The sequence below is a fragment of the Phyllobacterium sp. CCNWLW183 genome, assembly GCF_037203775.1.
Taxonomy (GTDB): domain Bacteria; phylum Pseudomonadota; class Alphaproteobacteria; order Rhizobiales; family Rhizobiaceae; genus Phyllobacterium; species Phyllobacterium ifriqiyense.
This window is the reverse complement of sequence record NZ_JBBCBN010000001.1, coordinates 924,514-951,044: the sequence shown is the minus strand read 5'-3', so window position 1 is coordinate 951,044 and position 26,531 is coordinate 924,514. Positions and strand designations below refer to the sequence as shown.

The following is a 26,531-nucleotide window of genomic DNA, read 5'->3' as shown; positions in this document are numbered from 1 at the left end:
CGGAAACCGCGTAACGACCCGGGATATCAGGTTTCCGACAGTTTCCGGACAAGATGGCGGCAACCAGAACAGAGAAGATACATAATTAAAATTGCCTTGGAGACTGTAAATGACCGAACAGACCCAGCCTATCGGCGAGTTGACGCTTCGTACACTGGCTATGCCCGCAGACGCCAATGCAGCAGGCGATATTTTTGGCGGTTGGGTTATGGCGCAGATGGATTTATCCTGCGGTATCCGGGCGGCGGAACGGGCGAGGGGCCGCGTCGTAACCGCTGCTGTTAAGGAAATGGCTTTCGCCAAGCCGGTCAAGATCGGGGATACGCTTTGCGTTTATACCCATATTTCTCATGTCGGGCGGACGTCAATCACTCTTAAGGTCGAGGCTTGGGCACAGCGCTATCTTTCCGATTTAATGGAGCGGGTTACTTATGCCGACTTTGTGATGGTTGCGCTCGACAAAGAGGGTCACCCCACGCCCGTGCCAGCAGAAATTTGATGGCTGCGTGGGTTCTGACATTCGCGTAATTTGCGATCGGATGGCATGCAAAAGTCAAATTTGCTAGCCTTGACTGCCGATCATATATTTATCCCAGAAACCGGCCTGGGCTTCGATCTGTTCAACCACGTCAATCCACAGACCCGATGGATCGTGGAAACCGAAACGCCGTTGGCCGAATGGTTCGTCGGTAATTGGATATTCGATTTTCAGGCCGGTAGCGCTAATTTTTTCAAAGGCCGCTTGAGCATCGTCAACCTGCAGTTCAAAGCATATTCCGGTCCCGCTAAAACTCTCCGAGCCCGGAGGCGATGATGGATGATCAGGGGTCATGAAGGCAATGGACGCTGAGCCTTCCTCTGCTGAGAGCCATGAAAACCATGTGCTGTCAAAACCGCTGACGAAGCCCAGATGTTTAATCCAGAAATCCCGGCACGCTTCTTTTTGAGAAGTGATAATAATGGGATAGCGGTCGGTAAAATTCATTGCATTCTCCGCGACGTTACGAGTCAGCCGGCATTTAACACGATAGGCAAAAGCCGGAGCAAGCCCTGTTTGTCAGGAGCGTTTGTCGAATGAACTCTTTTTGAAAGAATGTTCGGCTTTATTGGTCAAAGAGTGTGCTGGTGACAGAGGAAAATGTCTCTGCAATAAGGTATTATAAGATTTTTGCGGCATACAAGAGCCGTTGCCGTAAACTGTGATTGTAGTGGCGTGTTCTTTTTTTGATTTCATGAGGTGAAGAGTGGTTTTTTCGGGTGCAATTCGTGACTACTCCCGCAAGAAGAATGCGAAAGATAGTTCAAAGGTCGATTTCGTAGAGCTGTTCTTTGATCTGGTATTCGTATTCGCCATCACGCAGATTTCGCACCTGCTTCTGCACGATCTGACATTGAAAGGCCTCGTTGAAAGCGCGCTCCTGCTCGCGGCAGTGTGGTGGGTTTGGGTTTACACCACATGGGTGACAAACTGGATGGACCCTTCCAAACCCCCGATACGCGCCATGTTGTTTGTTCTTATGCTTGCCGGGCTGGTGCTTTCCACGTCCATTCCAACAGCTTTTGGCGAGCGCGGCCTGATTTTTGCGATTGCTTTTGTATTCATGCAACTTGGAAGGTCGCTGTTTATGTTATGGGCGGTTCGCCGTCATAACCAAAGCAATTTCCGCAATTTTCTGCGTATTTCGATATGGCTGGCAATATCGGGAATGTTCTGGATCGCTGGTGGACTCGCTGACCCTGAACATCGAATATTCTTTTGGGGCTTGGCGTTGGCGGTCGAACTTGGCGGACCGGCACTTGGTTTCCGTACGCCGGGATTGGGTTCATCCACTACAGCGGATTGGGACATTGATGGCGATCACATGGCTGAACGCGCAGCTCTGTTCATCATTATCGCGCTCGGAGAATCCATTCTTGTTTCAGGGGCGACCTTTGCCGAACAACACTGGAATCTCATTTCTTTCTCCGCATTTCTGACGACATTCACGGCGTCAGTCGCAATGTGGCTGGTCTATTTCAATGTCGGGCAATCAGCGGCTCACCATAAGATCACGGCAACGGACGATCCAGGTCGTGTTGCCCGCATTGCTTATACCTACATTCACGTCCTTCTGGTTGCAGGAATCATCGTGGTTGCTGTGTCTGATGAACTGATACTTGCTCATCCATCCGGTCACATTGAGACAGCGACCATATGGACATCAATCGGCGGAACAGCTCTCTATCTGTTGGGAAACCTGCTGTTCAAATTCTATATTGCCGGGCGCCCGCCATTGTCCCATATGGTGGGGCTGGGCTTGTGTGCAGTACTTGCTTGTTTTGCCAGCCATATGTCGCCGCTCATGCTAGGCCTTCTCACCAGCCTCATTTTGATCATTGTGACGATCTGGGAATTGAAAGGCAGGCCCAACGACCAACACCACGCCTAACGACAGGAACGCTTTCCACTGCGACGATCCATAAGGTCAAAATGGAAATGGTCGCGGTGGAAGATGTCGTAGCCTGGCCCAAGGACCGTGGTGAAGTAATTACAGGCGTCCGAGCGCACGCTATTGAGCAGGCCGCGCTGGCGAAATGAGAACAATCCCGGCTTTTGAACTTTAATGTCCTTCCCATTGTTCAAAGTGACCTTGGCAATATCCAACGCATTTCCCTTTGAATGCTCCGACATGGCCCGTCCACGCTGATTGCTCATTGTGCGGCAGGAATAACTGGATGCCTGATGAATCGTATTGATGCCTGAGAGGTAACGCAGACGAGTGGAGGGTGACAGATCGCCTTTAACCCATTTGGCGAAGGCGAGTGTCATTTGACAATTCAGGGTGGCGGCTGGTTTCAGTTTTATTCGCCCGCTGGCAAATCCGCTGACCTTTAGAGGATGGTCGATGCGGCAAACACCGCCATCATTGATCGGCTCTCGTTCCTGAAAAACCACGCCGAGCCGTTTAAGCTGTGTTCGGCATGAAACCTCGCTGCCGGACATTGCAAATGTGCTTTCACCGCGCGATATCGGATCACTGATGCTGCCGGGATAACCATAACTTTCTTCGGAAGCGTTTTCACTGTTTTGCACGGGCAGCTCTTCAGCCCGGGAAAGCGGTTGCATTCCATCTTCAGGTTGCTCGGTTTGTTCCGTTTCGGGGGGCGCAGGAGCAACAGTTACGACCTGCTCATAGTTCTCTTCAGCTTGGGGCTGCATATCCTGCTGCGGTTGTGTGGCGATCACGTCTTGCGGATTGCCGACATCTGCGGAGGGGCGTCTAACATCCCCCATTCCGCACGCACTTAAAGAAGCCGAAAGCGTTAAAGCGGCAAAAGTCAAAAGACGCCAGGAGCGCTTGGGGGACGACAACGCACAACTCATGTCACCACTTCCTTTTGCCCGAAATCGGGTCAATTGCACGCAAAAATAGCGTCAAATTGTAAAGGAATAGTCAGCGTCCCCGTTAAGGCTTATGGCGAGACTGAGGCTCGATCCATTGAAGATCGGTTCCGCAAAGCTGGAATAAGCTCTACGGCGATCATGGCGGTGAAGATGAGCGCACAGCCAATTGCTCCACGAAACGATATTGTCTCGCCAAGAAGCATTGCCCCGAAAAGCGCCGCGAAAAGTGCTTCGGATGACAGCATGATCGCGGCCTGCGCGGATGTTGTGAAGCGCTGGCCAACTGCCTGCAGCGTAAAGGCGATACCGGAAGAAAAAATGCCGGCAAAGATAATGAGAGGCGCAACCGAAAGAATATCGGAAACATTGCTGTGCTCGGTGCCACTTGAAATAATCAAGCCAAGCGCAGCGCAGACGAGAAATTGCACGAGCGACAACATAATCGGTCGACCGCTTTTAACAGCGAGCCGGTTGATGAAGATAATCTGCAGCGCCCAGAAGGCCGCGCAAGCTATGGTCAGCCAATCGCCGACAGACAGTCCTTCTACATTGCCTCCCGATAGCAAGTAAATTCCGGTTAGAGCAGTCAATGCGCAAGGCCAAACGATCGGGTGAGGCCATTGCCAGAACAGGACAACCGCTAGGAAGGGCACCATCACCACATAAAGACCAGTGAGAAAGCCTGAGTTTGTGACGGAGGTTGTTTCCAAACCAACCTGCTGCAGCGCGGCACCAGTGAAAAGCAGTGTCCCGATGAAAATGAATCCCAAATAATCCTTTGGTTCCAGCTTCCCGGTTGCAAGGCGTGCCTCGCGAAATGCAAGCGGTGTCACGGTAAGAGCAGCCAGAAGAAACCGCAGGCCGATGAACATAAAAGCTTCCACGCCCCGCATAGCACTTGATTGAGCGACGAAACCAAGACCCCAGATGGCTCCGGCTGCAAGAAGAAGTAAATTGGCACGCCCGCGCGTCATGATATCCCCATTGATTGTAACGGCTAAAGCGTCGACGCCATCTCTATCCACTGGGATGAAACACGGCAAGCGCATCATCCATCAGAAGCGCGGGTCAGCCTGATAATTTTTCCATTGCTCGCATCTGTAAGCAGATAGACTGATCCATCCGGCGCTGCGCGCACATCCCGGATACGTCCGAACTCTCCCTCGAAGAGCCGTTCTTCACCCTTCATCTTGCCCTTCTCGTCGCGGTCAAGACGTACAAGCATTTCAAATTTGAGGGCGCCTGCAAGCAAATCACCCTTCCACTCTGGAAACATATTGCCACTGTAAGCAACTAGGCCCGATGGCGCGATTGACGGATCCCAATAGTATAAGGGCTGTTCGTAACCTTCGGCTGCGGTGCCTTGGCCGATTTTTGCTCCCGAATAGTCCACCCCATAGGTTATTACCGGCCAGCCATAGTTCTTTCCGGCTTGCGGCTGATTGATTTCATCCCCTCCCTTTGCGCCATGCTCGAGGGTGAGCAAAGAGTGGGTTAATGGATCCCATGTTGCGCCCTGCGGATTGCGATGGCCCTTGGACCAGATTTCCGGCAAAGCCTTTTTTCCGTCTGCATAAGGGTTGTCAGAGGGAATTGTCCCGTCCGCATTGACGCGCAATACGGAGCCGGCATGGTCCATGTAGTCCTGTGCCCGCTTTTGCTCGCCCCGTTCACCCATCGTGACAAACAGCTTGCCCTCGGGCGAGATCACGATCCGAGAGCCAAAATGTTGACCCTTGTTTGTTCTTTTGCTCATCGACACCAGGGTACGAACGTTTTCAAGTTCAGTACCATCAGAACCGTACACGAGCTTCGCGCTGGCAAGGGCCGTGCCCGCGCCACCTTGGCCGGGCTGGGAGTAAGTGAAGTAGATCGTATTACTGGTCGAAAAATCTGGGGCCAAGGCTACGTCAAGCAGTCCGCCTTGGCCATTTGCCCAGACTTCCGGAACATTTTCGATAGGCTCGGAGAGTTTCCCTTGCTTGACTAGCCTCATTGTTCCCGAACGTTCGGTCACGAGCAGCGAGCCGTCAGGCAAAAATGCGAGGCCCCATGGGTGATCGAGACCATCGGCGATGGTTTCTGCGGAGACGGTGACAGTCTGGGTTTTGAAATCCTTTGCTTCTGCCGGTAGTGATAGCGCGGAAAGAAGTGCCGACAGGCTTGCGGTCATTACTTTATAATTCCGTCTCATGCCTCGACCTCCTCTAAATTTGGCATTGCGTTGCGATTTTGCATGTAATCCAGGTCACCGTCGTCTCACAGTGGTGTGAATTGGCTCGTTTCGTGCCTGAAATCGTGTAAGCGTAACGTGGGTGCGACTTTTTCCACTTTCTTCGTGAAATTGCGGCAAACAGTGCTATATTAAAGAACGACTGACTGAACGGTTCCGAAGTCTTTGAACTTTGGCGACCGTTTTCTTTTTGTGTTGCGAGGCCCGGGAAAGGGCAACCCAACATTGACTACGAAAGGAGAGGGCATGGAAAAGGTCCCGATGACTCAAGCTGGTTTTGATAAGCTCAAGGAGGAGCTGCGCTTTCGACAACAGGAAGAGCGGCCACGGATTATTCTGGCGATTTCTGAAGCGCGCGCCCATGGCGACCTGTCGGAAAATGCAGAATATCATGCCGCCAAGGAAGCGCAGAGCCACAACGAGGGACGCGTCGGCGAACTTGAGGATTATACGGCCCGCGCCGAAATCATCGATATTTCCAAGCTGTCGGGCGACAAGATCAAATTTGGCGCTACCGTTGAGCTTATCGATGAAGATACTGAAGACAAGAAAGTCTATCAGATCGTCGGTGATCAAGAAGCAGATCCAAAGGCTGGTCGCATATCCATTTCGTCACCAATTGCTCGTGCCCTGATTGGTAAGAGCGAAGGCGATACGATTGAAGTGAATGCCCCTGGTGGTGCGCGGTCTTATGAGATCGTCGGATTTAAATTTATCTGAAGCACGTGCCTGAATCATTAAACAATGTCGAGGTGATAGCCCCAAATTTGAAGCGCAAGCTCTCTGGGGTCACCTCGACAATCGTTCAACTTGTTCCGCTGCAACGAGCCAACGGTCTTGGAATTGTTACAATAGGGCCGGGTCTTCCCTCTACGCTGCCGCATATTGGCTGGGTCGATTTACTGGGCGCTTGGTCCAAGCCGCATAATCGACCATTCCGCATCTGGCACGCACGGCGCAATACCGAGATGGTCGCAGGCATCATTCTACGCTCTGTTCTACGCATGAAGTTCAAGCTGTTATTTACGTCAGCTGCTCAGCGTGATCATAGGCCCTTTACCAAATGGCTTATCCGGCAGATGGACGGTGTTATCGCAACAAGCGGTAGATCAGGAAGCTTTCTCAAGGTTCCGCACCGAGTCATTATGCACGGGGTCGACACCGAAAAGTTTCATCCGCCACAAAACGCGGAGGATCGTTTTTCGGCTTCGGGCTTGCCGGGTAAATATCTCGTGGGGTGCTCTGGTCGCATTCGCCCGTCGAAAGGCACTGACCTTTTCGTTGATGCGATGATCAGTCTTTTACCTCAATATCCCGAATGGACGGCAGTAATGACTGGCCGGACAACCCATGAGTTCGCTGGCTTCGAGAAAGAACTGCGTGGGCGCATAGCCGCTGCAAATCTGCACGATCGGATATTGTTTCTCGGTGAAGTTCCGGACGTACGTATCTGGTACAGAAGAATGACGCTCTATGTTGCCCCGTCGCGTAATGAGGGCTTTGGCCTGACGCCGCTCGAAGCCATGTCTTCGCAGACGGCCATTATTGCCAGTGATGCAGGAGCCTATGCGGAAATGGTAACGCCCGAAACCGGTGCGGTTGTACCTGCTGGTAACGGGCGCGCTCTTGAGCAAGCCATCAAGCCATATCTGGCTGATCCCGCAAAATGCGAAGAGGCAGCAAAAGCCGGGCTTGCTCACGTGCGGGCAAATTTTCCGCTGCAGAAGGAAGCCTCAAATATTCTTGAAGCCTATGAAGAGATTTTTTCCGGTCATCAGATAGTCTAAAGCACCATTAATGGTTCGTTTTTGACAGATCGGATCGTCAGAGATGTGCGCACGCTGTCAACATTGGGCGTTGATGTCAGCTCTTCAATAACGAAATTTTGGAAAGTACTAAGATCGGCTGATACGCAATGCAGCAGAAAATCGGATTCGCCAGAAACCATCCAAGCCCGTCGAACAATGGTCCAACTCTTGGTTTTCTCTGCGAAACTTTTCAAATCGGCATCAGACTGCCGATGCAGCCGGATCATGCAGAATGCTACAATATCCTGTCCAAGTATCGCCCCGTTCAAAATCGCGCGGTAGCCTTGTATGATGCCGCTTTCCTCCAGCTTGCGAACGCGACGCAAACAGGGTGGCGCAGAAATACCAACCCGTTCAGCCAATTCAACATTGGTGATACGGCCATTCTCCTGCAGCTGTTTCAGGATTTTCCAGTCGATAGCGTCGAGGTCCGCCTTCAAAGGCATGATTTTTATCTATCCCCATCCCAAAGCTTGACGATCACCATAGGCGATTCCTGACGCTGTGTAATGCATCGCGCGGCGGTTGCAAACAGGTTCATTCTATCGGCTCCAAAAACGGCGCGTGAAGAGAATGACAATTGTGATGATCTCAAGGCGTCCGGCGAGCATGAGATAGCTAAGAACAAGCAAGGAAGGATCGCTGAGTGTCGAAAAGTTGCCGACGGGTCCTATCGTGTCGCCAAAGCCCGGTCCGACATTGGAAAGTGCTGTCAGCGCGCCTGTGATGGAGGTGCCAAGGTCGTTGCCGAGCATGGTGAGCGCGGTCGCACCGATGACCAGGGAGGCCATGTAGAGAAATATGAAAAGCAGAGCCGACTGAGAAACATCCTGCGTTATTTCGGTACGGCCATAGCGCATTTTTATAATGGCATTGGGTATGATCAGGCGAGTGAGGCTTGCGGATGCAAGCTGCCAAAGGATGATGATGCGATTAAGCTTGATGCCCCCGGAGGTCGAGCCGGAGCAACCACCGAGAAATGTGACAAGGAAGAATATGCCCAGCGCTTCCGCACCCCAGAGCGTATAGTCCTCGGTTGCAAAGCCGGTTGTTGATAATACCGAAACGAGATTGAATGAGGTGGCGATCAGCGCATCACCAAAGCCGATACTTGTCTCCAGCTTCAGCCCGATCGCTAAGAAAAAGCTGAAACCAACAACAATACTGAAAAACAGAATCAGCTGTGGGTCCGCTAGCGATGAGAGGCGCTGCGGCATCAAGGCTTTGATGTAGAGCACAAAGGGTAGGGCACCCAAGATCATGAAAATTGTCGCGATCACCAGAATGGCGCGGTTATGGGCATAAAAACCCAATGAGGAATCATGTGTAGAAAAACCGGCTGTGGCGACAGTCGTCATGCCGTGATTGATGGCGTCGAACATTCCCATGCCCGCAACAAAATAGAGCAGCGTGCAAAGCAGCGTCAGGGTGAGATAGGCAAGGACGATACCCTGTGCGATCTGGTGGATGCGGGGCAGTATTTTTTCAGACTTATCGGACGACTCCATGTGCAGCAATTGAATGCCTCCCACGCGCAAGGATGGCAGTAGCAAAAGACCCAATCCGACAAAGCCGAGGCCGCCAAACCAGCACAGGAGCGATCGCCACATCAGTATTCCGCGTGGCATTGTATCCAGTCCCGTCAAAACCGTCGCTCCAGTCGAAGTAATACCAGACATTGATTCGAAGAGCGCTTTTGAAAAGCTGATGGGGAGGGTCGAAAAATAGAGCGGAAGCGCGCCCAATAGCGCTGCTGTCAACCAGATGGCAACGATCAGCAGAAATCCCAATCGCGGACTGAAGCGAATATCGGAGTTGTGGGTCGCGAGCACCACTAGCCCGCTCAAGACACCAGTGAATATAGCTGACTGCACGAACACCAGCCAATCTCTGTTGCCTATATGCAGGTCAACTAAAGCTGGAATAAGCATGGTTCCAGCCATGACCAAGCCAAATCTTGCGCAAATATTGGTAATGGTACGAAGGATCGGACTGGCCTCGTGCTCGCGATTTTGACTGCTGGTATTTCATAGACTTATCTCGGAATTGACACAATCCGCCCTGAAACACCAGTCTGACCTGCACAAGCTGTGGCTAACCTTGCTATATTGGTTGCAGACCTTGCAAGGAGGGGGGCTGAAACACTACTTTAAAGCCATTGAAAGCGATGGTGGGGTGTGCCAACTATCGCATAGTTCTAAAAGTGCACCATCAAGGTCTAGTTATGACACAGCGCCATGTGCCCGTCCTTATTATCGGTTCCGGTCCAGCCGGTTATACCGCCGCAATCTATGCGGCTCGTGCCAATCTGAAACCTGTCATTGTTGCAGGCCTTCAGCAGGGCGGTCAGCTTATGATCACGACCGATGTGGAAAACTATCCCGGCTATGCCGATCCGGTTCAAGGTCCGTGGATGATGGAGCAGATGCGGCTTCAGGCCGAACATGTCGGCACTGAGATTATTCACGACATCATTACCGAAGTTGACCTGTCGATCCGCCCATTTCGTCTGACTGGCGACGGTGGAACGCAATATACTTGCGATGCCTTGATTGTTGCGACAGGTGCGCAAGCGAAATGGCTTGGCTTGCCGACTGAGCAGACATTCATGGGCTTTGGCGTTTCCGCTTGTGCTACATGCGATGGTTTTTTCTATCGTAACAAGGATGTTGTTGTCGTTGGCGGCGGCAATACCGCTGTTGAAGAGGCGCTGTATCTTTCAAATATCGCCAAGTCAGTCACGATCGTGCATCGCAAAGACCACTTCCGCGCGGAAAAAATTCTACAGGATCGGCTCTTTGGCAAAGAAAATGTCAAAGTTATCTGGGACAATGTCATTGATGAGATTACCGGGATCGAAGCGAAGCCCCCAATGGCTGCATCGGTTACTGGTGTACGGTTGAAAAATATAAAGAGCGGCGAAACCACAGAACTTGAAACGCATGGCGTATTCATAGCCATAGGACATGCACCTGCGGTGGAACTGTTCAAGGGGAAACTCAAGCATAAGCCGAATGGCTATTTGTGGACTGCGGCGGATTCAACCGCCACGGACGTTCCGGGTGTTTTTGCTGCGGGTGATGTAACCGATGATATTTATCGTCAGGCCGTCACCGCTGCTGGAATGGGCTGCATGGCAGCTCTCGAAGCCGAACGTTGGTTGGCGGCACAGGAACCGGTGCGTCAGGCAGCAGAATAGGCTGTATAAGAGGCCGGTCTCGATTTTCGGGACCGACAAAGGGGGAGAGACCGCGCGATGTCGCTTGATTGGGACAAGTTGCGAATATTTCATGCTGCTGCCGAGGCTGGGTCGTTCACTCATGCCGCCGAGACACTGCATCTATCGCAATCAGCTATCTCCCGTCAGGTCAGTGCGCTGGAGCAAGATGTCGGGGTTCCCCTTTTCCATAGGCATGCTCGCGGTCTGATTCTGACTGAGCAGGGCGAGGTACTCTACCGCACAGCACATGAGGTGCTGATGAAGCTGGAGAATGTTCGCTCCCGTCTTACCGAAAGCAAGGATAGGCCTTCAGGTAAGCTGCGGGTGACCACTACGGTTGGCCTCGGCTCCGGTTGGCTGGTTGAGCGCGTTCAAGAGTTTATCGAGCTGTTCCCGGAAGTGCAGCTGCAATTGCTCTTTGACAATGAAGAACTTGATCTGACTATGCGTCACGCGGATTGTGCTATCCGTTTGCGTCAGCCGCAACAACCGGACCTGATCCAGCGCCGATTGTTTACGGTGCATATGCACGTATACGCGTCGCCAAGTTACATTGCCAAGTATGGCAAGATTGAAAATATAGACGAGATCGACTCGCACCGCATTGTGAGTTTCGGTGAGCCGGCACCCTCATATCTTACGAACCTTAACTGGCTTGAAGTCATAGGGCGTTCCGACGGTAATCTTCGCCCGGCGGTACTTCAGATCAATAATCTGCTCTCGATTAAACGTGCAATCCAAAAGGGTGTAGGTATCGGGGTCTTGCCGGATTATATGATCGAAAAGGACTCCACGCTGGTGCGATTGTTACCTGAGATGGAGCTCCCCTCATTCGATACGTTTTTCTGTTATCCTGAGGGGATAAAGAATGCTGCAAAGTTGCATGTGTTCAGAGATTTTCTTTTCAACAAGGCTCGTACCTGGTCTTACTAGTCAGGAAATTTATTTGGGAAGATTTTCTTTCCAGAAATCGGTTTTATCTTGAAAGCAAATTGCTCAAGGAAAGGCGATAGAGGGTTCAAATTCTGATCGGCGAAACAATTGAGTGGTTATGAGCTTTGTGCATAGCAGCTATGCATTTTTGCAGGGTTGTAAGTCGGATCGGGAGAGAACATATCCACATCACTTGGTCGTGCGTCTCCTCCTCCCATTTGCGCACCACCAAGTGTTCCCCTCTGGAGGTTTTGCTGGAAACGGCACCTTCAAAACTTATAGGCCGGGCACTTGTCCGGCCTTTTTTTCATTTACTCACATTTATCCAATAGGCTTGATCTGGCCCAATTTAGATACTTGACCGAGTCCGATAGCGACACAAAAAAAGGGCCATCTTGGCCCTTTTCATTCCTTATAATTATGTGTTTAGCGAAGATTAGCGCAGAAGCGCTGTATCCGCTTGCCTGCTTCTTCGAGGTTTGCATCGGAGGTTGCATAGGAAATGCGGAAATTTGGACCAAGACCGAAGGCAGAGCCGTGCACTGCTGCCACAGCTTCAGTGGCCAGCAGTTCGCTGACGAAGTCTTTGTCATTTTGAATGATTTTGCCTGATGGTGCAGTCTTGCCGATAGCAGCAGCACAGGAAGGATAAACGTAGAACGCACCTTCCGGCTTGGGGCAATCCAGCATATTCGTCTGATTCAGCATTGAAACGATTAGATCGCGACGTCCTTCAAAAGCTTTTTTGAAAACCGGCAAATGTTCTTGCGTGCCATCCAGCGCTTCAACGGCAGCCCATTGTGAAATGGAACTTGTTCCTGAAGTCTGTTGTCCCTGAACCATATCCATTGCCTTGATCAGCTCAATGGGTCCGGCCGCATAGCCAATACGCCAACCAGTCATGGCATAGGCCTTCGAGACGCCGTTCATGGTCAGCGTGCGATCATAAAGATTTGGTTCGACTTGCGCTGGTGTGACGAATTTGAAATCACCGTAAGTCAAATGCTCATACATATCATCGGTCAGAATCCACACGTGCGGATGACGAACGAGAACATCGGTCAACTTCTTCATCTCATCCCAGGTGTAAGCCGCTCCAGATGGATTCGAAGGCGAGTTCATGATGATCCATTTGGTCTTCGGCGTAATAACGCGTTCCAGATCCTCTGGCTGCAACTTGAAATCGTTTGCCTGAATGGCAGACACAATTACCGGTGTTCCCCCGCAAAGAGAAACCATCTCCGGATAGCTGACCCAATATGGCGCAACACAAATAACTTCATCGCCGGGGTTCAATGTCGACAGAAGGGCATTGTAAATGACGTGCTTGCCACCTGTGGAAACGATGGTCTGATTGGCCTTGTATTCCAGTTCGTTCTCACGCTTGAACTTGCGCGTAATGGCTTCGCGCAACTGCGGTATGCCAGAGACCGGCGTATATTTGGTTTCGCCGCGGCGAATTGCAGCAATAGCAGCTTCCTTGACATTATCAGGTGTGTCGAAGTCCGGTTCCCCTACGGAAAGAGAAATGACATCACGACCCTCTGCTTTCAAATCACGCGCTTTCTGGGTGATCGCAATCGTTGCGGATGTCTTCACACGGGAAAGGGTGTCGGCGAGGAATGCCATGGTATCGTTCTCCTGAAGCGAGCGTTGATGACCGGTAGCCGGTTTGCGGGACTGCTATGTCCCAAGACCTGCAGAATCGCAAGTAAAAGCGTGCGCAAAGGCTTCACTTCCTGCGCTTTCTGTGCAGGGTGTGACATCCCATGTCAAAAACATCAGTGTCGGTTGTGTAAAGCGTCAATAGAACTGATTGGACATTGTCAACGGTTGCGGGAAAACACTGCCCGCCACAGGAGAGACGGACCATGCCGAAACTATACTCGCAAATTGAATCCGGAAATTGCTATAAGCCCCGGCTTTTGATGGCTAAATTGAGCTTGCCGTTCGAGCACATTTCGATGTCATCTGTCGATGGCTCAACCCGCAAACCGGATTTCATGGCCAAGAACCCCAATGGCAAGGTTCCTCTGTTGGAATTTGATGACGGACGCCTTCTGGCGGAATCGAATGCGATATTGCTGCATCTAGCAGAAGGCAGCAGGTTTATTCCTGAGGATGCCTATGAACGTGCTCTAATGTATCAATGGTTGTTTTTCGAGCAGTATACACACGAGCCTAATATTGCTGTTCGGCGGGCGTTGCTCGTCTATCCGGAACGAGCCAAGGATGCCACGCCAGAAAGATTGGCTGCCACTCTGGAAGGCGGCAACAAGGCATTGCTGGTGATGGAAAACCAGCTACAGAAAACACCCTACTTGGTCGGTACAAATCTGACGATTGCCGATATAGCACTCTATGCCTATACGCACGAAGCCAACCAAGGCGGCTTTGATCTTTCGGCATATCCATCAGTCGCAAAATGGCTAAGCCGCGTTGCCGGAGATGAAGGGCATGTGCCGATAACATGGCTACCGGCATAATGGCGTGATTTATTTAACTTCGCGATCTGCACCGGTCATGCCGGGTAGCCACGCGGCTAGAGCGTCGATGAGAACTCTGATGCGACCTGGCATATAGGGTTGCTTCGGCCAGACCGCATGTGTGTCGAATATCATCTGTTCAACGTCGGGCAGGAGCCTCTTCAGCGTCCCTGATTCCACCTGATTGCGTATAAGCCAGCAAGGCAACCAAGCAACGCCCATGCCGCTGGCGGCTGCATCCGCTACCGTTTCCAGATCATCAAAAATGACACGGCTTACGGTCTTGGCACTGTCAAATCCCCTCCGTTTGTTTGGAAAAAGCCAAGAACGTATATTGCCATCCTGACCATAAAGAATGGCTTGGTGTGAGGCGATATCTTCAATCGTTTCGGGCGTGCCATGTTTTTCAAGATAGGATGGCGAGGCGCACACCGTCATCCGCTGCCGGGCAATGCGCCTTGCCGCCAGATTGGTTGTATCCGGCAAGCCAGCATTGCGAACAACGAGGTCATATCCTTCTGCAACGAGATCCACCGGGCGGTCTGTAAAAGACACTTCGAAGCGTAACAGCGGATATTGGCGGGCGAGATCAAACAAAACTGGAGCGACACAACGTCGGCCGAATAGCACAGGCAGACTTAGGCGAAGTCGCCCGGATATTATGTCCTTGCCGGACGTGATGGCATTTTCCGCCGCTTCAACTGTCATCAGTATCGATCGGCAATGTTCGTAAAAAGTGTGACCGTCATCGGTGAGTTTGAATGAACGCGTTGTTCTTTGGCAAAGCCGAGTGCCAAGTCGTTCTTCCAACCGCGCAATTGTCTTCCCAACGGCTGAACGCGATAGATGTAACTTGTCAGCCGCCGCAGAAAAGCTGCCCGCGTCCACCACCGCAACAAATTCTTCGATGCCAATCAGCCTGTCCATTTTAAGTCCTTTGTAGAGTTTAACGATACAATCATGGGTAAAATCGGCGCAACTGCTTTGCTCTCATCTCATATAAATACGGAATCCTTGATTTAAAGCGAGGATTTCACATGAGCAAAACAATGAAACAGTGGCAGATTGCAATGCCCGGACGAACTAATCTGAAGCTGGTTGAAACCGCGGCTCGGGAGCCCAGGCGAGGGGAGATACTTATCAAGGTCGCCGCGGTCTCCCTGAACTATCGTGACGGGCTGCTGATTGATACCGGATTTGGCATGCCTGAAAACATGGGCGAGCCGCTCGTTCCCGCTTCAGATCTTGCCGGAACTGTCGTAGCAACCGGCGAAGACGTTAGCCGATTTGCAGCGGGCGATAGAGTGATATCAACCTTTATTCCGGATTGGATCGAGGGTGCCGGACCGGGTACTGCACGAACCCCCAATGGCCGAACGTTAGGCGGTCCGCTGCAAGGTGTCCTGGCAGAATACGTGACGATGAGCGAAGATTGGGCAACTCATGCTCCTGCAAAACTAAATCAGGTAGAGGCGAGTACACTGCCATGCGCCGGACTGACTGCCTGGACAGCGCTGGTGGAGCGCGGAAATATCAAAGCCGGTGATAGAGTAGTCGTGCTCGGCACTGGAGGCGTTTCCCTCTTTGGAGCACAAATTGCCCTGATGCACGGAGCAGAGGTTATTGTGGTTTCCGGAGACGATGCAAAATTGCATCGTGTGCAACAGCTTGGAGTTCATCACACTATAAACCGGAAGAAAGAAGATTGGGTCGAAACCCTTTACCAGATTACCAATGATCATGGAGCCGATCATATTCTGGAGACAGTAGGTGGCCCACATCTGGACAAATCATTGCGGGCCACAGCGGTAACTGGACGCATTTCAATGATCGGTATTCTGGATGGTTTGGAGGTTTCTGGCGGCTTTGTGCCTCTCGCGGTTAAACGCGTGGTTTTGGAAGGTATTCAGGTTGGTCATCGCAAAGGGTTGGAAGACTTGGTAAGAGCTTTTGACCGAACTGAAATCAAACCCGTTATAGATGCGGTTTATTCCTTCAATGAGTTAAATGATGCTTTGGATCATTTAAAGCGGGGTGCATTCGGCAAGATCGTCGTGGAGCTGAACTAAATACATCCAGCCACAGATCAAAAATGGGGCGACCATTGAAACCAATGGCCGCCACAATCATATCAGGGGATATCAGCGGTAGTTTTTAAGGACCGAATCATGAAGATACTCATCGTCCTCACCTCCCACGACAAGCTCGGCGATACAGGCAAGAAAACGGGCTTCTGGCTCGAGGAATTTGCCGCGCCTTACTACGTATTTTTGGATGCGGGCGCAGAAATAACGGTTGCTTCGCCGAAGGGTGGGCAGCCGCCGCTTGATCCCAAAAGCGATGAACCCGACAGCCAAACTGAAATGACGGAGCGATTCCGGCGGGATAAGGCTGCCCAACAAGTTCTGGCAAATACAAAAGTTCTATCAGAACTGAAAGAGGCGGATTACGACGCTGTGTTCTATCCTGGCGGCCATGGCCCGCTTTGGGATCTGACTTCTGACCTCGCCTCAATCAGACTCATTGAACAATTTTACAAAAACGGAAAGCCAGTCGCGGCTGTATGCCATGCGCCTGCGGTATTGCTGCAGGCGAAGATTGACGGCGAACCGCTCGTCAAGGGCAAGCGGGTAGCTGGTTTCACAAATAGCGAGGAAGAAGCGGTGCAACTTACGAGCGTCGTGCCGTTCCTTGTTGAAAATGAGTTGAAGCGGCTCGGCGCTCATTATGAAAAAGTTGATGATTGGCAGGTGCTGGCTGTTACCGACGGTCATCTGGTAACTGGCCAAAATCCCGCTTCTTCGGCAGCGGTCGCCAGTGAGGTTCTCAAGCTGCTGGGATAGGGCAAGAATGCAAAAAGGCGGGATTAATCCCGCCTTTTCTAATTTATGTGCGTTCAGAAATCAGACGATTCCCGTATGCGGCTATCAGCCTTCAACGCTAAGGTTGTCTGCTGACGACTTGCCCGAACGACGATCCTGAACGATCTCGTAGTTGACCTTCTGGCCGTCATTGAGACCGCGCAAGCCTGCACGCTCAACAGCGGAAATATGGACAAAAACGTCTGCACCGCCAGTATCGGGCTGGATGAAACCGTAGCCCTTAGTGCCGTTGAACCATTTCACTGTTCCCGAAGCCATGGGAAGTTCCTTTCAGATATATAAAACAGGCAGCATGCACATATGCGGCCCAGGGAATCGAACCTATGCAATGGAGCTCGTCAGGAAGCGCAACAGGTTACGCAGGTCGCAAAGTCACTCGACCGATAAAATCGATGCAAAATACATATGATAGAATTTCTGGCAAAACAAGCCGTTTTCAAAACGGAACTACACGCGACTTTTCGGGTATCCCGCGGAGCATCTAGCGCGAAAGTTTCTGTACTATCGCAAAAATTGCAGGTGCGGTTGAGTGGTTTGAAAGAGTCAATGTTAGAGTGAGAAAGCCGAATCACGGCCTTCGACGGGGGAGCCCAATGGCGAAGCAGAAACCCAACCGAGTGCCAGCAACCTCCGTCGCTGGCGAAGTGCAAGCGGGGCTTTTGGCGCAGCTTGGCGTTATTGCTGACATTTATTGGAACTCTCCAGTCCGCAATCGTCTGATATTGTTCATTTCGGGCGTGTTCGGTATTATCATTTTGACATCGGTAGGACAGGTATTTCTCAATCGTTGGAATGTGCCGTTTTATGATGCTCTGTCGCGACGCGACTTTCAGGCCTTTCTCGACCAGCTCATGGTGTTTTTCGGGATTGCGGCGGTGCTTCTTGTCTTGAGTGTGGGCCAGACGTGGCTCAATCAGATGACGCGCCTGAAACTGCGGGAAGGCCTGACGCGAGATCTCATTGGCGAGTGGCTGGTGCCCCGGCGTGCGTTCAAACTTTCCAATTCAGGGCCCATCGGCGTTAATCCCGATCAACGCTTACATGAGGATGCACGGCATCTGGCGGAAATGTCGACGGATCTCGGCTTTGGCTTGCTGCAATCCACGATCCTGATGGTCAGCTTTGTCGGTGTGTTATGGGCGCTTTCAAGCGGGTTCGTGTTCAATGTATATGGCTACAGTTTTTCTATTCCGGGCTACATGGTGTGGGCTGCAATTCTTTATGCGTCTCTCGCATCATGGTTGAGTTGGCTTGTTGGACGCAAACTCATCAAGTACAATGCCGATCGCTACCAAAAGGAATCTGAACTGCGTTTCTCGCTGATGCGTGTGAACGAACATATTGATGCGATTTCACTTTACCGCGGTGAGGCCGACGAAAACCGTCGTCTCGGCTTTGATGTCGATAGTCTTCTGGCTTCCATACGATTGCTGGTTAGAGCTTTGACGCAACTCACATGGGTCACGTCTGGCTATGGCTGGATTACCATCGTCGCACCTATTCTGGTTGCTGCACCAGTTTACTTCGCAGGCAATCTTTCGTTCGGCGGTCTTATGATGGCTATCGGGGCATTTAATCAGGTTCACGATGCATTGAAGTGGTTCGTCAACAATTTCGGCGCGATTGCTGACTGGCGTGCAACGCTTTTACGCGTGACGTCTTTCAGGCAGGCTGTGCAGGCAACCGACGCCATGAACAGCATTGAACAGCGCATAAAATTTGCCGAGTCCGATAGGGATCAAATCATTCTTGATTCACTGAAGATCACCGCGCCACGCGCTACAGTACGGCTCAAGGAAAAGCACGCTGTTGTCAAAGAGGGTGATCGCGTTCTCATTACAAGCGAAGCGGGTATTGATCGCACTTTGCTGTTTCGGGCCATTGCCGGCCTTTGGCCTTGGGGGGCTGGCACAGTCACGTTACCCGCCAACAAAACCATTATTTACATGCCGCGTCTGCCCTATTTTCCGCCCGGCAGCTTGCGTGAAGCGATGTCCTATCCGCTCGGTAAAGATGGTTTTACTGACGAGCAACTGGTTGGAGCCTTGCATGAGCTTGGACTGAAGCGGCTTGAAACCATGCTGGATTTCAGTGCTCGCTGGGATCGCGAGCTTAGTGATGATGAGCAACAGTCGCTCGCATTTGCACGGTTGATGCTGCACAAGCCGGAGTGGGTGGTTATTGACGAGTCGCTCGACGCGATGGAGGCAGATGCTTATGACCGGGTGGTAGCAGTCTTGCGTGAGCACCTCGCCAAATCGACGATTGTCCATATTGGGCGAGAAGACAAGAATGATCATGTCTTTTCCACGGTGCTGCATTTTGTCAGCGACCCCTCCGGCCATGGATTGGAGGAGGAGGGGTTGCTAGGTGTTTAAACAATTTCGCCAGACGAAGTTAAGCGAAATAATCCTGAAGTGGCCGTACTTCCAGTGATCCAGCCTTGAGCGCAGCAATTGCTTCTGCAACGGCATCGGCACCCGATAGCGTGGTATAGTATGGCACTTTTTGCATCAAGGTCGCGCGGCGAAGCGATTTTGAATCCGAGATCGCCTTGGCGCTGTCTGTCGTGTTGAAAACCAATTGAACCTGACGGTTTCGGATTGCGTCTTCAACGTGTGGACGACCCTCTTGCACCTTGTTGATCTTTTGCGCTGCTACGCCGTTCTCGCCAAGGAAGCGAGCTGTTCCGCCAGTAGCGAGTATCTTGAAGCCCAATTCCGCCAGCCGTTTTACCGGCGCGAGAATGCGCTGTTTGTCTTCGTCCCGTACGGAAACGAACAATGTACCGTCACGTGGAAGATCAACACCTGCGCCCAGCTGAGCTTTGGCAAAGGCCAGTGCGTAGTCATAATCCAGCCCCATGACTTCGCCCGTCGAGCGCATTTCCGGTCCGAGCAGTGTATCGACACCGGGGAAACGAGCGAACGGGAACACAGCCTCCTTGACTGCAATATGTTTGCGCCCTGTAGCGGAAGGCTTGCCGCCATAATGCGACAAAGCTTGTTCCAGCGTCTCTCCCGCCATGATACGGGCCGCTACTTTGGCAATCGGAGTGCCTATGGTTTTGGCAACGAAGGGTACTGTCCGTGAGGCGCGTGGATTGACCTCAAGAACATAGATCGTGCCGTCCTTGATGGCGTACTGGACGTTCATCAATCCAACCACGTTAAGCGATTTGGCAAGCGCGGCGGTTTCCTTTTCCAGATCGGATACGGTTTCGGCGGAAAGGGAATGAACTGGCAAAGAACAAGCACTGTCGCCGGAGTGGATGCCAGCTTCTTCAATGTGCTCCATGATGCCGGAGACCCAAGTGTCCTTGCCATCGCAGAGGCAGTCCACATCGACCTCGATGGCTTCGGTCAGATAACGATCAAACAGCAGGGGATTTTTACCAAGCAGCGTGTTGATTTGTCCGGTCTTGTCGTTCGGGTATTTCTGCTTGATATCTTCCGGCACGAGCTCAGGAACCGTATCAAGCAGGTAGGCCTGTAAGCCGCGCTCATTGTGGATGATCTGCATCGCGCGACCACCCAAGACATAGGAGGGACGTACGACCAGCGGGAAGCCAAGCTCTCCAGCTATGGTGCGTGCCTGCTCAACCGAGTAGGCAATGCCATTCTTGGGCTGCGTGAGATCAAGCTTGATCAGCAACTTTTGGAAGCGGTCGCGGTCTTCAGCAAGGTCGATGGCGTCCGGCGAAGTTCCAAGGATAGGAATGCCAGCTTTTTCAAGCGCATCTGCGAGTTTCAGCGGTGTTTGCCCGCCAAATTGCACGATCACGCCATGCAAGGTTCCTGCCGTTTGTTCGGCCCGCAGGATTTCCAACACGTCTTCGGCTGTCAGTGGCTCAAAGTACAAGCGGTCTGACGTGTCATAGTCTGTGGATACTGTTTCAGGGTTGCAGTTGATCATGATGGCTTCGTAGCCAGCATCCCGCAGCGCAAAGGCAGCATGGCAGCAGCAATAATCGAACTCAATGCCTTGGCCGATACGATTGGGGCCGCCGCCGAGAATCACAACCTTCTTGCGGTCGGAAATCTGGGCCTCGGAAACCAAAGCACCTGCAAATGGAACTTCATAAGTGGAGTACATATAGGCCGTTGGCGATGCAAATTCCGCAGCGCATGTATCAATGCGCTTGAAGACTGGATGAACGTCAAGCTTGTTGCGTAGCTTGGTAACTTCGCTGGGCTCGATTTTTGCCAGACTTGCAAGGCGTGCGTCGGAAAAACCCATGCCCTTCAATGCGCGCAGGTTTTGCGCGTCCTGAGGAAGCCCGTGCTCGCGCACGCGCTCTTCCGTGCCAATGATCTCTGCCATTTGTTCGAGGAACCACGGGTCGATCTTGCAACCTTCATGCACTTCTTCGACAGTCAGTCCAAGCCTTAGTGCTTGCCCCACCATACGGAGCCGGTCTGGGGTAGGAGTGCCAATAGCGGCGCGAATAGCATTGTTGTCATTGCCCTCGCCAATGCCTGGAATTGTGATCTCATCAAGTCCGGTAAGGCCAGTCTCCAGTCCGCGCAAGGCTTTCTGAAGCGATTCTTTGAATGTACGGCCAATGGCCATAACTTCACCGACCGATTTCATGGCTGTCGTTAGGGTAGGTTCTGCGCCGGGGAACTTCTCAAAGGCAAAGCGCGGTATTTTGGTGACGACGTAGTCAATAGATGGCTCGAACGAGGCTGGCGTAGCGCCGCCGGTAATATCATTGTCGAGTTCATCGAGCGTGTAGCCCACAGCAAGCTTGGCTGCAATCTTTGCGATCGGGAAGCCAGTGGCCTTCGATGCCAGTGCAGATGAGCGTGACACGCGGGGATTCATTTCGATAACAATCAGGCGGCCATTTTCCGGATTGACCGCAAACTGTACATTCGATCCGCCGGTCTCTACGCCGATCTCGCGCAATACCGCAATCGATGCGTTACGCATGATCTGGTATTCCTTGTCGGTCAGCGTCAAAGCTGGGGCAACAGTAATAGAGTCGCCGGTATGAACACCCATCGGATCTATATTTTCGATGGAGCAGATAATGATGCAATTATCCGCCTTGTCGCGAACGACCTCCATCTCGTATTCTTTCCAGCCGAGAACGGATTCTTCAATCAGCACTTCAGTGGTTGGCGATGCGTCAAGACCACTGCCGATGATCTCGTAAAATTCTGTTCGGTTATACGCGATACCGCCGCCTGTACCGCCCATGGTGAAGGAGGGGCGGATGATGGCAGGTAGACCAACATGGTCTAATGCGGCACCGGCCATGCCGAGGGCATGCGATACATAGCGCTGCTTGCGGTCACCTTCGCCGAGCTGCCACTCGGTTTCCAGCTTGTCTAAAGCCGCATCGAGTTCTGCACCGGAATATTGGGCTTTAACCGCTTCGCGCTGTTCCTGGTGTAATTTGCGGTCGAGATCTTTTACCTCGGTAGCGTTTGCGAGCATTGATTTTGGTGTTTCCAGACCAATCTTTGCCATGGCCTCGCGGAATAACGCGCGATCTTCCGCCTTGTCGATCGCTTCAGCATTCGCGCCAATCATTTCGACATTATAACGATCGAGTACACCCATGCGACGCAGCGAAAGGGCGGTGTTCAGCGCAGTCTGACCACCCATGGTTGGCAGCAGCGCGTCGGGACGTTCCTTGGCGATGATCTTCGCAACGACTTCAGGCGTGATTGGCTCAATATAGGTCGCGTCTGCCAATTCCGGGTCAGTCATTATCGTTGCCGGGTTGGAGTTGACGAGGATGACCCGGTAACCCTCTTCTTTAAGTGCCTTGCAGGCCTGGGTGCCGGAATAGTCGAACTCGCATGCCTGACCGATAATGATCGGGCCAGCGCCGATAATCAGAATAGATTTGATGTCGGTGCGTTTTGGCATGTTCGGGTCCTTATCATAGCGGTCTGCACAAAAAACCGCACGGTTTCACCGTACGGGTAGCTACTTGAATTCAAATGCGAGGCTAAGGCTGCCTTATAGGCAAAGGAAACGCTTTGCGTAACCCCAAAAAGCGACGTTAACGCATTTTAAGGCGGTTTTGGGGTTTCGTTTCGCATTACGGCCACAACGTAACATTCCATCGCAAAAGTTGATGTGCCACTTCCTGCAAGCAAAAGTTGAAAAATAACATCGCGCATGAAACAAATGCCGCGTATTGATGTTGTGCATACAGCGTATCAGCCGGTTTGGATCGGCAAGCGATCGGGAGACGGAACATGCGTTGGCAGGGGCGTAGACAGAGCGACAATGTTGAAGATCAACGCGGCGAAGGCGGCGGCGGTTTTCCAGGGGGCGGAAGATTTCGTATTCCTGGCGGTTCCGGATTGCGGACGGCCGGCGGCGGTGGATTTTCCGGCATTCTCATCCTCGCTGCAATTTTTCTTTTTTTGAAATTCTGCACCAATATTGATCCGATGCAGATACTGGTTGATTCTGGTGGCGGGCAATTGGTGCCGGGCCAAACCCAGAGCGATACCTCGGTCAAAAACAACGACGAGACGACGCAATTTGCCAAGACAGTTCTTGCAGAGACGGAAGATGTCTGGAGCGGTATCTTCAAAGCTGAGGGTCAAACCTATCCAGCGCCAACGATGGTGTTATTCAGTGATCAAGTGCGTTCCGCATGTGGCTTTGCCAGCGCAGCGTCCGGTCCCTTCTACTGCCCGGGCGACCGGAAGCTTTATATCGATTTAAGCTTCTATGACGAGCTGGATAAGAAGTTCGGGGCATCGGGCGATTTCGCGCAAGCCTATGTGCTGGCGCATGAGGTTGGGCATCACGTACAGAATTTGATTGGCGTGTTGCCCAAGTTCAATCAAATGCGGCAGAACATGAGCGAAGCGGAAGCCAATGCCATGTCAGTGCGTGTTGAACTGCAGGCAGACTGTTTTGCCGGTATATGGGGACACTTTACCGAGCAGAAAGGTATTCTTGACGTTGGCGATCTGGACGAGGCACTCAATGCTGCGCAACAGATCGGCGATGACACTATGCAACGCAAGACTCAAGGTTATGTCGTTCCAGAGAGCTTTAATCATGGAACGTCTGCCCAGCGCAGCAAATGGTTTAAGCGTGGATTTGATAGCGGCAAGCTGGATAATTGCGATACGTTCAGCGGTAGTATTTAATTAGATAAGAACGCGATTAGATCGCGTTCTTTCTGTTCTTGACGTTGTTGCCCAATGCATAAGCAACGGCTGCCTGCGAATGTATGGTTGTTGAATCGTAGACCGGTAACGCCAAATTATCTTCGGTCAGCGATAAGCAAATTTCGGTGCAACCGAGAATTACGCAATCAGCGCCAGCCTCTTTGCCACGGGCAACGATTTTCTCCAGTGCATGGCGAGACTCGTCTTTGACCAAGCCGCAGCAAAGTTCGTCAAAAATAACGGAGTGAATCTTGGCCCGGTCAATTTCATTGGGGACGGCGAGGTCGATCTGGAAATTATTGTGTAAATAATCCGCGTAAAAGCCGTGCTCCATCGTATAGCGTGTAGCCAATAGAAGCGGGCGCTTCTTGCCTGCGGCTGATAAAGTGCGGCCTGTTTCGTGCCTGATATCAATGAGCGGAATACTGACAGCAGCAGCAACGGCGTCGGCAACAAGATGCATCGTGTTTGTGCAGATTAGGATGCAATCTGCTCCTGCCGCTTCAAGGCGGCTGGCTGCATCCGACAGAAGCGCAGCAGCATCATTCCAGCGGTCGCTCTTTTGCAAGGCGACAACTTCGGAAAAATCCAGCGATTGGAGGGCGATTTTTGCAGAGGATAATCCGCCAAGATGTCCGCGGATTTCCTCATTGATCTGACGATAATAAACCGCAGTGCTTTCCCAGCTCATCCCGCCGATCAGTCCAATAGTGCGCATGATGGATCCCTCATTTCCCTAGCCAGAGGATAGAGGTTGCAGCGCACAATGTGTTCGCATAGTTTTTAAAATTCAGATATGTTGGCGCAAATATTGCGCGTAAATATATAATACCACGCGATAAATTTGTTGGGATTTATAGATGATCGACGATCGCGATCGCAAGATTCTGGATATTCTGCAAGAAAATGCCTCTGTGGGCGTATCCGATCTCGCTAACAGAGTGAACCTTTCCATTTCCGCGTGTTCCCGTCGCATCCAGCGCCTGGAAGAGGAGGGGTATATCCAGCGCCGCGTTGCTCTGGTAGATCGGCCTCTGGCCGGATTACCAACGACCATGTTTGTTATCATTCGTACGGCGCGCCACTCGGCGGAATGGCTGGAACAGTTTCGCGCGGCAATTTCCGACATACCGGAAATTGTCGAGGTGCATCGCATGACCGGCACTATCGATTATATATTAAAGCTCGTTCTGCCACGTGTGGAAGCTTATGACGAAATATATAAGTCATTGGTCGAAAAGGTGGAATTTTTTGACATCTCAGCATCAGTTTCAATGGAAACGTTGAAATCCACTACAGCAGTTCCAACGCATTACATAAAGTGACTTCTGTCGCGGTATCAATTTGACCGATCTCTATAAGCAAACTTGCTTTAAGTAGTTAGCTGCTTTTCTATGCGGATCATGGCCCGCTCAAATACGGACGTGTTGTTAAGCGCGCGAGCGATTACCAAGGCGCCCTGAATGTCTATTATAGCTTCTTCAGCGAGAGCTGCGGCCACTTCTGGATCGTGCCCAAGCTTCTGCAAAGCCTTATTGAGTGCAGCAATCCATGCCGCGAAGTAATTATTGATCTGTAACGCGAAGCGATCACGGACATTGTCGAGAGCAAACGCACCAACGAGACAGATGCGGCGGCCGGACTTGAAGTATTCAATTACCGCGGCGCACATCATCCGTATCGCAGTTTGAGAGTCGGCGGCTTCGCGCAATGGGCTGTAAATCTGCTTTTCAAACCAACCTTCTATCTCCGCGAGGACGGCCTGTGCCATTTCGGTTTTTCCGCCTGGAAAGAAGTAGTAAAGGCTACCTTTTCCAAGCCCGGTCTTTTCGGTGATGATTGAAAGACTTGCCCCTTCAAAGCCGTGTTCCCGAAAGATTTCGGCAAGCACCGGAACAACGTCAGAGCGTTCGGAGACAGTTTTGACCATATTACAGCTCGAGTTCCGATAATCCCGGATGTCCAATCGGACGTGGACCAGTTTGATCCCACAAGAACTTCCGATCTGCCTCTTTGATTGCAAGATCATTGATGGAAGCATAGCGTTTCTGCATCAGGCCATTTTCGTCAAACTCCCAGTTTTCATTGCCATAGGCGCGAAACCAATTGCCGGAATCGTTGTGATACTCATATGCAAAACGCACTGCTATCCGGTTGCCCGAAAACGCCCAAAGTTCTTTGATCAGGCGGTATTCCAATTCTCGCTTCCACTTTTCTTGCAGGAAGGCGACGATTTCAGCGCGGCCACATAAGAATGTTGATCTGTTCCGCCAATAGCTATCCTGTGTGTAAGCCAGCGCCACGCGCTCAGGATTGCGTCCGTTCCAGCCGTCTTCCGCAGCCCGAACCTTTTGGATCGCAGTGTTGTGCGTAAAGGGTGGAAAAGGCGGACGTTGCTCTGACATTTGATTTCTCCTTTTGTACCAAATGGTA

At 51.7% G+C, this 26,531-nt stretch carries 25 protein-coding genes; 12 read left to right on the top strand and 13 right to left on the bottom strand.

The window, feature by feature from the left end; all coding sequences use genetic code 11:
• Positions 1-109 precede the first annotated feature (109 nt).
• Entirely contained in the window at positions 110-499 is a 390-nt protein-coding gene (locus tag V9K95_RS04505) for an acyl-CoA thioesterase (RefSeq protein ID WP_115052435.1), read from the top strand.
• 63 nt (positions 500-562) lie between these two features.
• On the opposite strand, the gene V9K95_RS04500 is transcribed toward V9K95_RS04505, so the two are convergent.
• On the bottom strand, positions 563-985 hold the full coding sequence (locus V9K95_RS04500) for a VOC family protein (RefSeq protein ID WP_307279477.1): 423 nt from the start codon (positions 983-985) through the stop codon (positions 563-565).
• 259 nt (positions 986-1,244) lie between these two features.
• On the opposite strand from V9K95_RS04500, the gene V9K95_RS04495 reads away from it, so the two are divergent.
• Positions 1,245-2,429: a low temperature requirement protein A gene (locus V9K95_RS04495; protein WP_115052437.1), complete on the top strand. Its 1,185-nt coding sequence runs from the start codon at positions 1,245-1,247 to the stop codon at positions 2,427-2,429.
• On the opposite strand, the gene V9K95_RS04490 is transcribed toward V9K95_RS04495, so the two are convergent.
• The 3 genes from V9K95_RS04490 to V9K95_RS04480 all read right to left on the bottom strand — a co-directional run bounded on the left by V9K95_RS04490 (position 2,426) and on the right by V9K95_RS04480 (position 5,579).
• Entirely contained in the window at positions 2,426-3,274 is an 849-nt protein-coding gene (locus V9K95_RS04490; protein WP_370878726.1) for an extensin-like domain-containing protein, read from the bottom strand. The genes V9K95_RS04495 and V9K95_RS04490 overlap by 4 nt on opposite strands.
• Positions 3,275-3,453: 179 nt before the next feature.
• On the bottom strand, positions 3,454-4,359 hold the full coding sequence (locus V9K95_RS04485) for a DMT family transporter (RefSeq protein WP_336439721.1): 906 nt from the start codon (positions 4,357-4,359) through the stop codon (positions 3,454-3,456).
• 74 nt (positions 4,360-4,433) lie between these two features.
• Positions 4,434-5,579 carry a PQQ-dependent sugar dehydrogenase gene (locus V9K95_RS04480; protein ID WP_336439722.1) on the bottom strand — a complete coding sequence of 382 codons (1,146 nt, stop codon included), beginning with the start codon at positions 5,577-5,579 and terminating at the stop codon, positions 4,434-4,436.
• 285 nt (positions 5,580-5,864) lie between these two features.
• On the opposite strand from V9K95_RS04480, the gene greA reads away from it, so the two are divergent.
• Together greA and V9K95_RS04470 are read left to right on the top strand one after the other, a co-directional pair.
• On the top strand, positions 5,865-6,338 hold the full coding sequence (gene greA, locus V9K95_RS04475; RefSeq protein WP_115052440.1) for a transcription elongation factor GreA: 474 nt from the start codon (positions 5,865-5,867) through the stop codon (positions 6,336-6,338).
• A gap of 5 nt (positions 6,339-6,343) precedes the next feature.
• Positions 6,344-7,405, top strand: a complete 1,062-nt coding sequence (locus V9K95_RS04470) for a glycosyltransferase family 4 protein (protein ID WP_336439723.1) — start codon at positions 6,344-6,346, stop codon at positions 7,403-7,405.
• Here V9K95_RS04470 and V9K95_RS04465 read toward each other — a convergent pair.
• Together V9K95_RS04465 and V9K95_RS04460 are read right to left on the bottom strand one after the other, a co-directional pair.
• Complete coding sequence (locus V9K95_RS04465; protein WP_115052442.1) at positions 7,402-7,872, bottom strand: winged helix-turn-helix transcriptional regulator; 471 nt, start codon at positions 7,870-7,872, stop codon at positions 7,402-7,404. The genes V9K95_RS04470 and V9K95_RS04465 overlap by 4 nt on opposite strands.
• Positions 7,873-7,968: 96 nt before the next feature.
• Positions 7,969-9,369 (bottom strand): TrkH family potassium uptake protein, encoded by a 1,401-nt coding sequence (locus V9K95_RS04460; protein ID WP_115052443.1) that lies wholly within the window; start codon positions 9,367-9,369, stop codon positions 7,969-7,971.
• Between the two features lie 281 nt (positions 9,370-9,650).
• On the opposite strand from V9K95_RS04460, the gene trxB reads away from it, so the two are divergent.
• Both trxB and V9K95_RS04450 read left to right on the top strand, forming a co-directional pair.
• Positions 9,651-10,625: a thioredoxin-disulfide reductase gene (gene trxB / locus V9K95_RS04455; RefSeq protein WP_336439724.1), complete on the top strand. Its 975-nt coding sequence runs from the start codon at positions 9,651-9,653 to the stop codon at positions 10,623-10,625.
• A 57-nt stretch (positions 10,626-10,682) separates the two neighbouring features.
• Positions 10,683-11,579 (top strand): LysR family transcriptional regulator, encoded by an 897-nt coding sequence (locus V9K95_RS04450; protein WP_115052445.1) that lies wholly within the window; start codon positions 10,683-10,685, stop codon positions 11,577-11,579.
• A 426-nt stretch (positions 11,580-12,005) separates the two neighbouring features.
• Here the strand turns inward: V9K95_RS04450 and V9K95_RS04445 are convergent, their stop codons facing one another.
• Positions 12,006-13,208: a pyridoxal phosphate-dependent aminotransferase gene (locus V9K95_RS04445; protein WP_336439725.1), complete on the bottom strand. Its 1,203-nt coding sequence runs from the start codon at positions 13,206-13,208 to the stop codon at positions 12,006-12,008.
• Between the two features lie 242 nt (positions 13,209-13,450).
• Here V9K95_RS04445 and V9K95_RS04440 point away from each other — a divergent pair, with 242 nt between their 5' ends.
• Entirely contained in the window at positions 13,451-14,065 is a 615-nt protein-coding gene (locus V9K95_RS04440) for a glutathione S-transferase family protein (protein ID WP_336439726.1), read from the top strand.
• 9 nt (positions 14,066-14,074) lie between these two features.
• Here V9K95_RS04440 and V9K95_RS04435 read toward each other — a convergent pair whose 3' ends face one another.
• Positions 14,075-14,992, bottom strand: a complete 918-nt coding sequence (locus V9K95_RS04435) for a LysR family transcriptional regulator (protein WP_307279453.1) — start codon at positions 14,990-14,992, stop codon at positions 14,075-14,077.
• 110 nt (positions 14,993-15,102) lie between these two features.
• On the opposite strand from V9K95_RS04435, the gene V9K95_RS04430 reads away from it, so the two are divergent.
• Positions 15,103-16,134, top strand: coding sequence for a zinc-dependent alcohol dehydrogenase family protein (locus V9K95_RS04430; protein WP_336439727.1), 1,032 nt, complete (start codon positions 15,103-15,105; stop codon positions 16,132-16,134).
• Positions 16,135-16,233: 99 nt separating this feature from the next.
• The gene (locus V9K95_RS04425) at positions 16,234-16,908 is read left to right on the top strand and encodes a DJ-1/PfpI family protein (protein ID WP_115052450.1); all 675 of its coding nucleotides are present in this window, start codon (positions 16,234-16,236) and stop codon (positions 16,906-16,908) included.
• A gap of 84 nt (positions 16,909-16,992) precedes the next feature.
• Here the strand turns inward: V9K95_RS04425 and V9K95_RS04420 are convergent, their stop codons facing one another.
• Positions 16,993-17,205: a cold-shock protein gene (locus tag V9K95_RS04420; protein ID WP_008124164.1), complete on the bottom strand. Its 213-nt coding sequence runs from the start codon at positions 17,203-17,205 to the stop codon at positions 16,993-16,995.
• A 335-nt stretch (positions 17,206-17,540) separates the two neighbouring features.
• Between V9K95_RS04420 and V9K95_RS04415 the strand changes: the two genes are divergently transcribed.
• Complete coding sequence (locus tag V9K95_RS04415; protein WP_336439728.1) at positions 17,541-19,325, top strand: ABC transporter ATP-binding protein/permease; 1,785 nt, start codon at positions 17,541-17,543, stop codon at positions 19,323-19,325.
• Between the two features lie 19 nt (positions 19,326-19,344).
• Here V9K95_RS04415 and carB read toward each other — a convergent pair whose 3' ends face one another.
• Entirely contained in the window at positions 19,345-22,830 is a 3,486-nt protein-coding gene (carB, locus tag V9K95_RS04410; RefSeq protein ID WP_115052452.1) for a carbamoyl-phosphate synthase large subunit, read from the bottom strand.
• Positions 22,831-23,165: 335 nt separating this feature from the next.
• Here carB and ypfJ point away from each other — a divergent pair, with 335 nt between their 5' ends.
• Complete coding sequence (gene ypfJ, locus V9K95_RS04405) at positions 23,166-24,077, top strand: KPN_02809 family neutral zinc metallopeptidase (protein ID WP_115052453.1); 912 nt, start codon at positions 23,166-23,168, stop codon at positions 24,075-24,077.
• A gap of 16 nt (positions 24,078-24,093) precedes the next feature.
• On the opposite strand, the gene V9K95_RS04400 is transcribed toward ypfJ, so the two are convergent.
• The gene (locus V9K95_RS04400; RefSeq protein WP_336439729.1) at positions 24,094-24,816 is read right to left on the bottom strand and encodes an aspartate/glutamate racemase family protein; all 723 of its coding nucleotides are present in this window, start codon (positions 24,814-24,816) and stop codon (positions 24,094-24,096) included.
• A gap of 142 nt (positions 24,817-24,958) precedes the next feature.
• Between V9K95_RS04400 and V9K95_RS04395 the strand changes: the two genes are divergently transcribed.
• A complete protein-coding gene (locus V9K95_RS04395) occupies positions 24,959-25,423 on the top strand; it encodes an Lrp/AsnC family transcriptional regulator (RefSeq protein WP_307279428.1) in 465 nt (154 codons plus the stop codon).
• Between the two features lie 47 nt (positions 25,424-25,470).
• Here V9K95_RS04395 and V9K95_RS04390 read toward each other — a convergent pair whose 3' ends face one another.
• Together V9K95_RS04390 and V9K95_RS04385 are read right to left on the bottom strand one after the other, a co-directional pair.
• Positions 25,471-26,028, bottom strand: coding sequence for a TetR/AcrR family transcriptional regulator (locus tag V9K95_RS04390; protein ID WP_336439730.1), 558 nt, complete (start codon positions 26,026-26,028; stop codon positions 25,471-25,473).
• A 1-nt stretch (position 26,029) separates the two neighbouring features.
• Positions 26,030-26,503, bottom strand: a complete 474-nt coding sequence (locus tag V9K95_RS04385) for a nuclear transport factor 2 family protein (protein ID WP_307279424.1) — start codon at positions 26,501-26,503, stop codon at positions 26,030-26,032.
• Between the last annotated feature and the right edge of the window lie 28 nt (positions 26,504-26,531).

Excerpts from the sequence above, each read along its gene's own strand:
- V9K95_RS04505 (WP_115052435.1), top strand. The coding sequence starts at position 110 with ATGACCGAACAGACCCAGCCTATCGGCGAGTTGACGCTTCGTACACTG.
- V9K95_RS04500 (WP_307279477.1), bottom strand. The coding sequence starts at position 985 with ATGAATTTTACCGACCGCTATCCCATTATTATCACTTCTCAAAAAGAA.
- V9K95_RS04490 (WP_370878726.1), bottom strand. The coding sequence starts at position 3,274 with ATGGGGGATGTTAGACGCCCCTCCGCAGATGTCGGCAATCCGCAAGAC.
- V9K95_RS04485 (WP_336439721.1), bottom strand. The coding sequence starts at position 4,359 with ATGACGCGCGGGCGTGCCAATTTACTTCTTCTTGCAGCCGGAGCCATC.
- V9K95_RS04480 (WP_336439722.1), bottom strand. The coding sequence starts at position 5,579 with ATGAGACGGAATTATAAAGTAATGACCGCAAGCCTGTCGGCACTTCTT.
- greA (WP_115052440.1), top strand. The coding sequence starts at position 5,865 with ATGGAAAAGGTCCCGATGACTCAAGCTGGTTTTGATAAGCTCAAGGAG.
- V9K95_RS04465 (WP_115052442.1), bottom strand. The coding sequence starts at position 7,872 with ATGCCTTTGAAGGCGGACCTCGACGCTATCGACTGGAAAATCCTGAAA.
- V9K95_RS04460 (WP_115052443.1), bottom strand. The coding sequence starts at position 9,369 with ATGGCTGGAACCATGCTTATTCCAGCTTTAGTTGACCTGCATATAGGC.
- trxB (WP_336439724.1), top strand. The coding sequence starts at position 9,651 with ATGACACAGCGCCATGTGCCCGTCCTTATTATCGGTTCCGGTCCAGCC.
- V9K95_RS04450 (WP_115052445.1), top strand. The coding sequence starts at position 10,683 with ATGTCGCTTGATTGGGACAAGTTGCGAATATTTCATGCTGCTGCCGAG.
- V9K95_RS04445 (WP_336439725.1), bottom strand. The coding sequence starts at position 13,208 with ATGGCATTCCTCGCCGACACCCTTTCCCGTGTGAAGACATCCGCAACG.
- V9K95_RS04440 (WP_336439726.1), top strand. The coding sequence starts at position 13,451 with ATGCCGAAACTATACTCGCAAATTGAATCCGGAAATTGCTATAAGCCC.
- V9K95_RS04435 (WP_307279453.1), bottom strand. The coding sequence starts at position 14,992 with ATGGACAGGCTGATTGGCATCGAAGAATTTGTTGCGGTGGTGGACGCG.
- V9K95_RS04430 (WP_336439727.1), top strand. The coding sequence starts at position 15,103 with ATGAGCAAAACAATGAAACAGTGGCAGATTGCAATGCCCGGACGAACT.
- V9K95_RS04425 (WP_115052450.1), top strand. The coding sequence starts at position 16,234 with ATGAAGATACTCATCGTCCTCACCTCCCACGACAAGCTCGGCGATACA.
- V9K95_RS04420 (WP_008124164.1), bottom strand. The coding sequence starts at position 17,205 with ATGGCTTCGGGAACAGTGAAATGGTTCAACGGCACTAAGGGCTACGGT.
- V9K95_RS04415 (WP_336439728.1), top strand. The coding sequence starts at position 17,541 with ATGGCGAAGCAGAAACCCAACCGAGTGCCAGCAACCTCCGTCGCTGGC.
- carB (WP_115052452.1), bottom strand. The coding sequence starts at position 22,830 with ATGCCAAAACGCACCGACATCAAATCTATTCTGATTATCGGCGCTGGC.
- ypfJ (WP_115052453.1), top strand. The coding sequence starts at position 23,166 with ATGCGTTGGCAGGGGCGTAGACAGAGCGACAATGTTGAAGATCAACGC.
- V9K95_RS04400 (WP_336439729.1), bottom strand. The coding sequence starts at position 24,816 with ATGCGCACTATTGGACTGATCGGCGGGATGAGCTGGGAAAGCACTGCG.
- V9K95_RS04395 (WP_307279428.1), top strand. The coding sequence starts at position 24,959 with ATGATCGACGATCGCGATCGCAAGATTCTGGATATTCTGCAAGAAAAT.
- V9K95_RS04390 (WP_336439730.1), bottom strand. The coding sequence starts at position 26,028 with ATGGTCAAAACTGTCTCCGAACGCTCTGACGTTGTTCCGGTGCTTGCC.
- V9K95_RS04385 (WP_307279424.1), bottom strand. The coding sequence starts at position 26,503 with ATGTCAGAGCAACGTCCGCCTTTTCCACCCTTTACGCACAACACTGCG.